Source organism: Tsukamurella ocularis, from assembly GCF_965138335.1.
GTDB lineage: Bacteria > Actinomycetota > Actinomycetes > Mycobacteriales > Mycobacteriaceae > Tsukamurella > Tsukamurella ocularis_A.
In genome coordinates this window covers 121009-131669 of record NZ_CBCSDV010000012.1, presented here as the reverse complement: position 1 = coordinate 131669, position 10661 = coordinate 121009, and the positions used below count along the sequence as shown (strand labels likewise).

General features: G+C 73.8%; 8 protein-coding genes and 1 pseudogene. 5 read left to right on the top strand and 4 right to left on the bottom strand.

Features of this window, described 5'->3' with window-relative positions; translation table 11 throughout:
• Both ACNAYW_RS13055 and ACNAYW_RS13050 read left to right on the top strand, forming a co-directional pair.
• On the top strand, positions 1-1242 hold a 1242-nt coding region (locus tag ACNAYW_RS13055; RefSeq protein ID WP_415850119.1), incomplete at its 5' end, for a PspC domain-containing protein.
• On the top strand, positions 1239-1910 hold the full coding sequence (locus tag ACNAYW_RS13050) for a LuxR C-terminal-related transcriptional regulator (RefSeq protein ID WP_259143890.1): 672 nt from the start codon (positions 1239-1241) through the stop codon (positions 1908-1910). The genes ACNAYW_RS13055 and ACNAYW_RS13050, both read left to right, overlap by 4 nt.
• Positions 1911-1939: 29 nt before the next feature.
• Here the strand turns inward: ACNAYW_RS13050 and ACNAYW_RS13045 are convergent, their stop codons facing one another.
• Both ACNAYW_RS13045 and ACNAYW_RS13040 read right to left on the bottom strand, forming a co-directional pair.
• Positions 1940-3139, bottom strand: coding sequence for a serine/threonine-protein kinase (locus ACNAYW_RS13045; protein WP_415850118.1), 1200 nt, complete (start codon positions 3137-3139; stop codon positions 1940-1942).
• A 17-nt stretch (positions 3140-3156) separates the two neighbouring features.
• A complete protein-coding gene (locus ACNAYW_RS13040) occupies positions 3157-3705 on the bottom strand; it encodes a CGNR zinc finger domain-containing protein (RefSeq protein WP_415850117.1) in 549 nt (182 codons plus the stop codon).
• Between the two features lie 50 nt (positions 3706-3755).
• Between ACNAYW_RS13040 and ACNAYW_RS13035 the strand changes: the two genes are divergently transcribed.
• The 3 genes and pseudogenes from ACNAYW_RS13035 to ACNAYW_RS13025 all read left to right on the top strand — a co-directional run.
• Entirely contained in the window at positions 3756-5261 is a 1506-nt protein-coding gene (locus ACNAYW_RS13035) for an amino acid permease (protein WP_415850116.1), read from the top strand.
• 380 nt (positions 5262-5641) lie between these two features.
• Positions 5642-6373, top strand: coding sequence for a hypothetical protein (locus tag ACNAYW_RS13030; RefSeq protein WP_415850115.1), 732 nt, complete (start codon positions 5642-5644; stop codon positions 6371-6373).
• Positions 6370-7905, top strand: a pseudogene (locus ACNAYW_RS13025) (DNA polymerase Y family protein); the annotation flags it as partial. The gene ACNAYW_RS13030 and the pseudogene ACNAYW_RS13025, both read left to right, overlap by 4 nt.
• Positions 7906-7979: 74 nt before the next feature.
• Here ACNAYW_RS13025 and ACNAYW_RS13020 read toward each other — a convergent pair.
• Both ACNAYW_RS13020 and ACNAYW_RS13015 read right to left on the bottom strand, forming a co-directional pair.
• Positions 7980-9278 carry a hypothetical protein gene (locus tag ACNAYW_RS13020; RefSeq protein WP_415850114.1) on the bottom strand — a complete coding sequence of 433 codons (1299 nt, stop codon included), beginning with the start codon at positions 9276-9278 and terminating at the stop codon, positions 7980-7982.
• A 90-nt stretch (positions 9279-9368) separates the two neighbouring features.
• Positions 9369-10640: a serpin family protein gene (locus ACNAYW_RS13015; RefSeq protein WP_415850113.1), complete on the bottom strand. Its 1272-nt coding sequence runs from the start codon at positions 10638-10640 to the stop codon at positions 9369-9371.
• Between the last annotated feature and the right edge of the window lie 21 nt (positions 10641-10661).

Genomic DNA, 10661 nt, shown 5'->3' with positions numbered 1-10661 from the left:
CCCCCGGTGCAGCCCGCCCCGGCACCGTCGTACCCCCGCATGCAGCGCCGCAACGGCGGCGCGGTGATCGGCGGTGTGTGCGGCGGCATCGCCGATCACCTCGGCGTCGACGCCACCAAGGTCCGCATCGCCTTCACCCTGCTCGCGCTGCTCGGCGCGGGCGTGGTGATGTACGCACTGCTGTGGTTCATGTGCCGGCCGGGTACCGATACGGAGCACCCGGACCCCGCCGAGCGCCGGCAGGGCCTCGCGCTGGCCGTCCTCGGTGTGGTCGGCGCGGCGACCCTCGCCTCCGTCGCGAGCAACACCAGTGCCGGTTTCGTGGTGCCCGTCCTCGTCATCGGGATCGGCGCGGCCCTCGTCTGGCGGGAGGCCGACTCCGCTTCGCGGACACCGTCGTCCACGCACGCCGGCGGATCGCGCCTGATCACAGGGTTGCGGATGCTCGGCGGTGTGACGCTGGTGATCGTCGGCCTCGCCGTGGTCTTCCTGGGCCGTGTCGACGTGGCCGCGATTCCGACGGCACTCGCCGCCGTCGTGCTGACTCTGGTGGGTGTCGCGCTGCTCACCGTGCCGATCTGGGTGCGCATGTGGCGCGACCTGGGGGCCGAGCGCGCGGCCCGGGTGCGCACCATCGAGCGCGAGGAGATCGCCTCGCACCTGCACGATTCCGTGCTGCAGACGCTCGCCCTCATCCAGAAGCAGTCCGCCGACGGTGCCGCGGTCAAGCGGCTCGCCCGCAGCCAGGAGCGCGAGCTCCGGGAGTGGCTGTTCGGCGGCTCCGACGCGCCCGCGCAGTCCCTCGCCGCAGCGCTCAAGGCCGCCGCGGCCGATGTCGAGGACGCGCACTCGGTGGCGGTCGACGTGATCACCGTCGGCGACGTCGAGGGCGCGGAGCTCGGCGTCGACGACCGGTTCACGGCGCTGCTCGGCGCGGCCAAGGAGGCGATGGTGAACGCCGCCAAGCACTCCGGCTGCGAGAGCATCGACACCTACGCGGAGGTCGACGACGGCTCGGTCTCCGTCTTCGTGCGCGACCGCGGCGTCGGATTCGACCCGGACGGGGTACCGTCGGACCGACAGGGCCTGGCGAAGTCGATCCGGTCCCGGATGGAGCGCCGCGGCGGCAGCGTCGCGGTCCGCACCGCCCCGGGCCGGGGCACCGAGGTGCGGCTGTCGATGGCGAGGCTCGCCGAGGGCGACGAGACGGTCGCGCCGGAGACAGCGGAGGAGAAGGCGTGAGCTACCGGGTGTTCCTGGTCGACGATCACGGGGTGTTCCGGTCCGGCGTGCGCGCCGAGCTGGCCCGGGAGGATTCCATCGAGGTCGTGGGGGAGGCCGGCACCGTCGGCGAGGCCGTGGCGGGGATCCTCTCCGCGGGGCCCGATGTGGTGCTGCTGGACGTGCACATGCCCGACGGCGGCGGCGTCGCCGTGCTGCGCGGCGTGACCGACGGTGCGCCCCGCGCGAAGCTGGAGAAGGCGCCGGTCTTCCTCGCGCTCAGCGTCTCCGACGCGGCGGAGGACGTGATCGCCACGATCCGCGCCGGCGCCCGCGGCTACGTCACCAAGACGATCTCGGGGGAGGAACTGGCCGACGCGGTGCGTCGCGTCGCGGAGGGCGACGCGGTCTTCTCGCCGCGCCTCGCCGGTTTCGTGCTCGACTCCTTCACCGGCCGCTCGCCCGTGCCCGAGCCCGCGCTGGACCCCGAGCTCGACTCGCTCACGCCGCGTGAGCTGGAGGTGCTGCGGCTGTTGGCGCGTGGCTACACCTACCGGGAGATCGCCGAGGACCTGTTCATCTCGGTGAAGACCGTCGAGACGCACGCCTCGAACGTGCTGCGCAAGACGCAGCAGAGCAACCGGAACGCCTTGACGCGCTGGGCACACACGCGCCACCTCGCGGACTGATCGCGCCGGTTCGGCGCAGGGGGCAGGACTCAGCCGATCGCGATGATGATGCCCGCGATGATCGCGGCGAGCACGATGAAGCCGCCGATGATCCACGCCGCGAGCACGGTGTTCGACATCCCGGACGGCGGCGCGACCGGCGGCGGCACGTAGGTGCTGGGCCGCGGCGCGGGCGGGATCGGCCGCTTGCGCTCGATCGGGCCCGACGCGCCGGGCCGCTCGGCGGACGCACCGCGCACCGTCGAAACGCGGTCGCCGGACGCTCCCGCCGAACGCTCGCCGGCGGTGCGGCGCAACCAGACCGCGGGCGCGCCCTCGGTGGCCTGCAGCGGCGCGGCGAGGATCGCGGCGGGGTTGCCGCCGCCCGCCGCCACGGCGGCGAGGCGGTCCCGCGCCTCCGTCAGCGAGGGGCGCCGCTTGGGACTCGGCTGCAGCATGTCCAGGATCACGTGGATCAGCGGACCGTCGTGCTTGGGTGGATTGATCTGTCCCAGTGCGACTTTGTGCAGCAGCGCTATCGAGTCCTCGTCGACGCCGAAGGGGGGTGCGCCCTCGAGCGCGGTGTACAGCGTGGCGCCCAGCGAGTACAGGTCGGAGGCCTCGGACGGCTCGGCGCCGCGGGCGACCTCGGGCGCGAAGTAGGCGGGGGTGCCCGTGATGATCCCGGCGGGCCCGGCATCGTCGCCCTTGGCCCGCGCGATGCCGAAGTCCGAGAGCTTGACGGTGCCCGACGCGCGGCCCCGGTTCGCGATGAGGATGTTGCCGGGCTTGATGTCCCGGTGGATGATCCCCGACTCGTGGGCCTCGACGAGGGCGTCGGCCATCTGCGCGCCGATCTGCGCGACCTGCCGCTCGGGCATCGTCCCGGTCATGTGCAGCACCTGCGCGAGCGAGCGCGAGGGCAGGTACTCCATCACCAGCCAGGGCTCACCGCGGTCGAGGGCCACGTCGTACATGGAGACGGCGTTGCGGTGCTGCAGCCGGGCCGCGAGCCGGCCCTCGTGGAGGGCGCGCCGACGCAGCTCGTCGGCCTCCTCCTGGGTGAGGCCCTCGGTGGAGATGACCTGCTTGGCAGCCACGTCGCGGTCCAGGCGCTCATCGCGGGCGAGCCACACGGCGCCCATGCCGCCGCCGCCGATCTTGGACGTCAGGCGGTAGCGTCCGGCGACCAGGTGATCGGGCCCGGGAACGCCCCTGATCGCTCCGCCCGCACCCGTCGATTCCGCCACGCCGTTGATCCTAAGGGTCAGGCCCGGCGCGCGCGGTACGCGGCCACGTTCAGGCGGTTGTTGCAGCCGTCGTCGCAGAAGCGGCGGGAGCTGTTGCGGCTGAAGTCCACGAGCACACCGGCGCAGTCGGGTGCGGCGCACCGGCGCAGCCGGTCGAGGCCGTCGGCGCGGACCAGGTCGACCATGCCCATCGCGGGCTCGGCGAGGAAGCGCTCCGCGATCGGCGTCGCGTCGTTCCAGCCGTGCAGGTGGTACGGCCAGTCGTCGTGCCGCACGAGCTGGGGCAGGACCGCCGCGTCGCGCAGCATCCGGTTCACCAGGTCGACGGTGCCGGCCTCGTCGCCCGCGAGGTCCCACAGGCCGCGCAGGACGCGCCGCACGGCGTGCACGCGATCGAGCTCGTCCTCGCGCAGGGGAATGGGTCCGGTCCAGCCCCAGCGCTCCACGAAGGCGCGGAGCGCGGCGACGTCGGGCAGGCGCTCGGGGCGTTCCGTGCGCGCGTCGGGGGCGGTGTTCACCAGATCGGCGGCGCTCGCGAGGGCGGATCGGGTGTCGTAGGAGAACATGACGCTGCGAATGCTAACCGGAGTGGTGTCGGGGTCGCTACTCTCATCGGGTGTCCAGCCCCCTTGGAATCACCCCCGACGACTCCCTCCGCCAGGGATTGCAGAGTCGCCATATCAGCATGCTGGCGCTCGGCGGCGCGATCGGCACCGGCCTGTTCGTGGCGTCCGGCGCCACGATCAGCCAGGCGGGCCCCGGTGGCGCGCTTCTGGCCTACGCGCTCATGGGCGTCATGGTCTTCTTCCTCATGCAGAGCCTCGGCGAGATGTCGGCGTACCTGCCGTGCAGCAACCCGTTCGAGGAGTACGGCACCCGGTTCGTCAGCAAGTCCTTCGGCTTCGCCGCCGGATGGAACTACTGGTTCAACTGGTCGATCACGCTGGCCGCCGAGGTGGTGGCGGCGGGCCTGATCATGAAGTTCTGGCTGCCCGACGTGCCCACCTGGATCTGGTCGGTGATCTTCCTTCTGGGCCTGCTGGCGCTGAACCTGTTCGCGGTGAAGGCCTTCGGCGAGGCGGAGTTCTGGTTCGCCTCGATCAAGGTGATCGCCGTGGTGATCTTCCTCATCGTCGGCGTGCTCATGGTGCTGGGCGTGGTCGGCGACGGTCCGTCCCCCGGCTTCTCGAACTGGACCATCGGTGACGCGCCCTTCGTGGACTGGCCGTTGGGCATGCTCTCGGTCTTCCTCATCGCGGGCTTCGCCTTCCAGGGCACGGAGATGATCGCGGTCGCGGCGGGCGAGGCGATCGAGCCCAAGAGCGCCATCCCGCGTGCGGTGCGCACCGTCTTCTTCCGGATCCTGGTGTTCTACATCGGCACGCTGACGATCATCGCCTTCCTCATCCCGTACACCAGTCCCGAACTGCTGGACGCCTCGGCGGAGAACGTCGCGGTGGCGCCGTTCACGCTGGTGTTCAAGCTCGCGGGCATCGACGCCGCGGCGTCGATCATGAACGCGGTCATCCTCATCGCCATCCTCTCGGCCGGTAACGCCAGCCTGTTCGCCGCCACCCGCGCGCTGTACGGCCTGGGGGTGGAGGGCAATGCGCCGAAGATCTTCGCCAAGGTGACGAAGGCCGGCGTTCCCATCGCGGCCACGGCGGCGACCACCCTGATCGGCTGCCTGTGCTTCCTCGCCGGCCCGCAGGGCGACGGTGCCGCATACACGGTGCTGGTCGCGGCCTCGTCCGTGGCCGGATTCGTGACCTGGATCGGCATCGCCTGGGCGCACTACAAGTTCCGGAAGGCGTGGAACGCGCAGGGGCGCTCGCTCGATGCTCTGCCGTACAAGGCGTGGCTGTACCCCGCGGGGCCGATCGTGGCGCTCCTCATGTGTGTCGCGGTCGTCGCGGGGCAGTACTACGTCGCGGTCAACGATTCCGATACGGGCGGCAGCGTCAGTCTGCTGCTCACCACCTACGCCGCGCTGATCCTGTTCCTCGGACTGTGGTGGGGGCACAAGCTGATCACCAAGTCGCCGACCGTCGATCCGAAGACCGCGGATCTCTCGCCCGTCGCCGCGGCCTCCGCGCACCACGATCCGGATCGCGTGGGCTGATACTCCGATCGCTCGACGACGGCGGATCGCCCCGGTGCGGGCGGTCCGCCGTCGTTCGTCGGGGCGAGGTGCGGCGTACGGGAGTGATGACCTGCGCGTACTCGACCGTCCTCATCCCGAGGTTCTGCGGCCGACCGGTGAGGTGATGCGCGCGACGCATCGCCTCACCGCAGAGAACCCTCTGTGACCTGCGACGATCGTGTGATGCGTTGCACGCATCGCCGTTCGGAACCGCTCCCACCTCGGCGCTTGACGCCGCTCGGATCGCGGATCTACGCTGAGATCAGATCGAACAGAAGTTCTAGTCATGTCTTCCCCGTGGCTCGGCTTCCGCACTGATCGGTGACGCGGGATCCGAAGGTAGGGGAGGGGTGTGACACATGTCCGCACGTGTTCAGGCATTGGCAGGAAATCGCGAGGAGAAGCTCGCGGAACTGCGCAAGCGGCTCGCGGCGCTGCCGGAGCGGCATCGTCCGGCGAAGGCGCAGGCGCCCGTGGAGGCGCCGCTGCAGGACGAATCCGCGCAGCTCGGCATGGGTGTGCTCCCGGTGCACGAGGAGCTGGCCCGGCTGCTGCCGGGCGGCGGCCTGCCCCGCGGCACGGTCGCGGAGGTCGCGGGCGCGGGCTCGCTCGCCGTCTCCCTGGTGGCCACCGTCTCGCGGGCGGGGTCGACCGTCGCGCTGTGCGGCGTGTCCGGCTTCGGCATGGCCGCCGCACTCGAACAGGGGGCCGATCCGGAGCGCATCGCGCTCATCGCCGGCCCGCTCGCGGATCCGGTGGCCGTCGCCTCGATCCTGCTCGACGGTGCCGACGTGGTGCTGTGCGAGCTCGGCGGCATCGCGGTGCCGCCCAGCCGCGGCCGGGCCATCGCCGCTCGCGCCCGGTCCCGGGGGTCGGTGCTGCTCGTCACCGGCGGCCGCTGGGAGGGGGCCGCGCTGCACCTCGGCGCGCGCGTGCAGGGCTACACCGGCCTCGGCGCCCGCCCCGGCCGCGGCCGGATCCGCGGGATCGACCTGGTCTTCTCCGCCCGCGGCCGCGGCTGCGTCAACCCGCAGCGGGGCGCGGAGCAGTACCGGGGCGCCGAACAGCGTCGAATCGCGGCGGCGCAGTGACCGCGCAGCGCATCCTCGCGCTGTGGTGCCCGGACTGGCCGGCGGCGGCCGCGGCGGCGGACGTCGACCTGCCGCCCGACCGACCCGTCGCGGTCCTGCACGGCAACCGGGTCGTCGCCTGCAACGCCGCGGCCCGGGCCGACGGGGTGCGCCGCGGCATGAAGCGCCGCGAATCGCAGGCCCGTTGCCCGGGGCTGCACGTGGCCCAGGCCGATGAGGGCCGCGACGCACGCCTCTTCGAGCCCGTGGCCGGCGCCGTGGCCGCGCTGATCCCGCTCATCGAGGTGCTGCGCCCGGGGCTCGTGGTGATCCCCGCGCGGGGCGCGGCGCGCTTCTTCGGCGGCGAGGAGCAGGCCGCCGAGCGCCTGGTGGACGCGGCCTCCTCCGTGGGCGCGGAGTCCCTCACCGGGATCGCCGACGAGGTCTTCACCGCGGCCCTGGCCGCCCGGCGCGGCACCGTCGTGCCGCCGGGGGAGTCCGCGGCCTTCCTCGCCCCGCTGCCCATCGCCCAGCTGGGGGCCGAACCCGCGCTGGCCGGCGGCGACCGCACCGAGCTCCTCGACCTGCTGCGCAGGCTGGGGCTGCGCACCGTCGGCGCCTTCGCGGCGCTCCCCGCGACCGACGTGGCCACCCGGTTCGGGACCGACGCGATCGCCGCGCACCGGCAGGCCCGCGCGGTGCCGGACCGGCCGCCGTCCACCGCGGCCCTGCCGCCTGGGCTGGAGGTGGAACTGCGGCCCGACCCGCCCGTCGACCGGGTCGACGCGGCTGCCTTCGCCGGCCGTGCCCTCGCCGCGGAGCTGCACGAGAAGCTCTCGGCGGCGGGCGTCGCGTGCCTGCGCCTGGAGGTCTCCGCGATCGCGGAGAACGGTGCGCGGCACAGCCGGATCTGGCGCTGCGCCGAGCCGCTCACCCCGGAGGGCACCGCCGACCGGGTGCGGTGGCAGATCGACGGCTGGCTCACCGGCGGCCGGTCCGCGAAGCGGGGCGGCGAAGGGGGGCCGGGCGCCCCGATCTCCCTGCTGCGGCTCGAGCCCGTCGAGGTGGTCGACGCCGGCGCGCTGCAGGCGGGCATGTGGGGCGACGGTGCCGACGGTGCCGCCCGGTTCCGTCGGGCCCTGGTCCGGGTGCAGGGTCTGCTCGGGGGAGAGGCGGTGCGGATGGGCGTGCGCAGCGGCGGTCGCGGTCCGGCTGAGCGGGTCACCTGGGTGCCGCTGGGTGACGAGGTGGTCGCGGACCGTGATCCGGCTGCGCCGTGGCCGGGGCGGATGCCGGAGCCCGCGCCGTCGGTGCTGGTCACGGGCGCCGCGGTCGCGATGACGGACGCCGCGGGCGCCGCCGTGCGGGTCACCGAGCGCGGCGCCTTCACCGGCGAGCCCACCCACCTGGTGTGGGGCTCACGCGACTGGTCGCTGCGCTGGTGGGCCGGGCCGTGGCTGATCGACGAGCGGTGGTGGGCCGCCGACGGTGCCGCCGAGCCCCGGGCCCGCGCGCAGGTGCTGCTCGAGCCCGCGCCCGGCCGCGATGACGGCNGGGCGCTGCTGCTCCAGTACGCGGGGAGCTGGGAGGTGGAGGGCGTCTACGAGTAGGCGTCGCGGCCGGCGGGTCAGCCCGCGCTGCCGGAGAAGGCCACCGAGAGGTACGGATTGGTGTCGTCCGCCGGGGCGGGACGGAACCGGTTGCGACGGTGCTTCGCCCGCTTCCCGGGCGTGAGCGCCGTGCCCTCGGAGCTCTCGGGGGCGGGTTCGCCGACGGGATCCGCGAGAGCGTCCTCCGCGGCCTCGTCGGAGGTCTCGTCGGCCGGCGGCAGAACCCGGTGGTGTCCCTCGGCGGGAACCTCCTCGGCGGGGGTGGCCTCGGTGGCGGCGTCCTCAGCGGACTCGGTCAGGTCCGCGGTCGCGGCTTCGACAGCCTCCGGCGCCGCGGCTGCGACCGCCTCCCGGCGGCGGAGCCGATGCGCGACGGCGAGCGCCGCGAGATAGGTGACGGTGCCCGCCGCGCCGCCCGCGACGAGCGCCCAGGCGAGCGGGCGCGCGATGCCGGGATCGGGCGCCGGGGCGGGCGCGTTGGTCACGGACCGCAGCCGGGTCTGGGTGAGGGCGAGTTGGCCGTCGATGGCGCCGAGCGCCGTCTTCAGCTGTCCCACACCGGTGGTCAGGTTGGTGACGGAGGTGTTGACGTCCTTGCGCGCGGAGGCCAGCTTGGTCAGTCCGTCGCGCAGCTGCCGGGCGGCGCTGCGCGCGGAGGTGAGCGAGGCGTCGGCATTGGCGGAGGCGCTGCTCAGGCTGCTCGTCATGGTCGAGAGCGTGCTGCGCATACCGGCCACGTCGTCGAGCGCGCCCACGCCCTTCGAGCCCGCGAGCGCGCGGTCGAGTTGCGCGACGGCCTCGGCCGAGCCGGGCGAGGGGTGCTCGATCAGTCGCCCGCGCAGGGCCACGAGCGCCGCGCGGGTTCCGGCCGCCACCTGCTGCAGCCCCTGGGTGCGCTCGAGCGCGCCGCCGAGTGTGGCGGTCGCCCGGTTCACCTGGTTCAGTGCGGCCGAGAGCGAGGAGGCTTCGTCGAGGCCCGAGACCAGCTGCTCGGCACCGGTTTTGGCGGTGTCGACGCTGTCGAAGATCTGCGGCACCGAGCTCGCCGAGGTGTTCAGCCCGTTCCCGGCGGAGACCACCGCGTTGGACAGCAGGCCGAAGAGCGCGCGCGACTCGTCGGCGGCCTTGAGGGCGACGCGCGTGTTCTCGGCGTTCTCCCGCTCCTGGGCCGGTGCGGGCGGAGTGGTCCCCGCGGCGATGAGGAAGGTGGCGCCGCCCGCGACGAGCGCGATCAGCACGGCGAGCAGCGCGGTGCCCGTGAGGGCCCACGCCGAACGGGCCGCCGCGCGGAGCGGGCGGGTCAGCTTCGAGGTCATGCCTCAACCTTAACGTGAAGTCTAGACTTTAGTGAAAAGATAACCGCTGGAAGAAATTTGGATTTGCAATACCAACGGATGGGGTGCGGGCTATGCGCCCGGCCGGTTGACCGTCCCCATCATCAGGGGCATCCCCGTCGCCGTGTCGACCACCGAGTAAGCGAAGGCCCGGTCCACTACGAAGGGGGCGGGGCCCGGCGCGGGTTCGGGCGCCGGCGCCACGGTGGCGGTGTCGGACGCGGTGCCCTTCTCGCCCACGGTGAGCACCGCGGCGGCGCGGGCGTCGGCCAGGAACGGCGAGCCCGGCGCCACGCCGTCGAGGCCGGGCCCGGCGAACAGCGCCGTCAGGCCCGCGTCGCGGAGCGGATCCGCGAGGCCGGTCCAGGTGGTGGTGCGCCACTTCGGCAGGCTCACCTCGTGCGGGGTCGACGGTGCGCCCGACAGTGCGATCCGGGCCGCGGTGAACCGGCCCTCGCTCGCCGCGTCGGCGAGCGGCATCCCGGGGCCGGGCAGCACGATCTGCAGGGCGAGTGTGGTGCCGTAATCGAGCTGCAGCGCCGTGAAGCCCTCGCCCGCGGCGACCCGCGCGGGCACCGTGCCCCGCATGGTCGGCGGGTCGAGCACGGCACCGTCGGCCGCGGTGAACGGCGCGGGCCGGGTGCGGGCGGCGTCGAAGGGGAAGCGCCACGCGGCCGCGAGGTAGGCGGTGGTCGCGGCGGCGAGGCGGGTGTCGGCGGCGGTGCGCAGCGGCGCGGAGGTGAGGCTGCTGCCGGTGTTCACGGCCACCCACTCGCCCAGCGGCTCGCCCACGCCGAGGCCGAAGTCCACGGGGTAGACGCCGGTGTCGTAGTCCGCGGCGAGCGTGTCCAGGTACTCGGAGCGCACCCGCCGGTCCTCGGGCTGCTTCGCCGTCAGGAGTGCGACCTGCGACTGGAACAGCGGCGTCGCGGGCGGGGTGCCCGTGGGCACGGTGCCGGGATCGCCGGCCCACTGCGCGGCCTGCCCGGTGAGGGCCGCCATCGCCCGCGGCAGGTTCTTCGCGGCGCCGAGCCCGGCACCGTCGAGCTGCGCGGCGGTCTCGTCCCGCGCCCCGGCCCGGAGCATCCCCAACAGGGTCAGGATCGACCAGGGGGAGACGGCGGTGCTCCCGGCCCGGGGGTCGCCCGCGGCGAGCCGCGCGCCGAGGCGGGTGGCGGTGGCGACCAGCGCGGTCACGTCGTCGCGGGTCTCGTCGATCCCCACCTGCTCGAAGGCGGTCTTGGACCGGTCGAGCGAGAGGGTCTCGGGCGCCGACGGTGCGCCGCCGCACGCCGCGAGCGTCCCCGCGACGAACAGCGCCATCGCGGCGCGCCGGATCTGCATGAGGGCCATCGTACGGCCCGC

What these genes read in the sequence shown, in the direction of transcription:
- ACNAYW_RS13015 (WP_415850113.1), bottom strand. Translation starts at nt 10,640, where the DNA reads ATGCAGATCCGGCGCGCCGCGATGGCGCTGTTCGTCGCGGGGACGCTC.
- ACNAYW_RS13030 (WP_415850115.1), top strand. Translation starts at nt 5,642, where the DNA reads ATGTCCGCACGTGTTCAGGCATTGGCAGGAAATCGCGAGGAGAAGCTC.
- ACNAYW_RS13020 (WP_415850114.1), bottom strand. Translation starts at nt 9,278, where the DNA reads ATGACCTCGAAGCTGACCCGCCCGCTCCGCGCGGCGGCCCGTTCGGCG.
- ACNAYW_RS13040 (WP_415850117.1), bottom strand. Translation starts at nt 3,705, where the DNA reads ATGTTCTCCTACGACACCCGATCCGCCCTCGCGAGCGCCGCCGATCTG.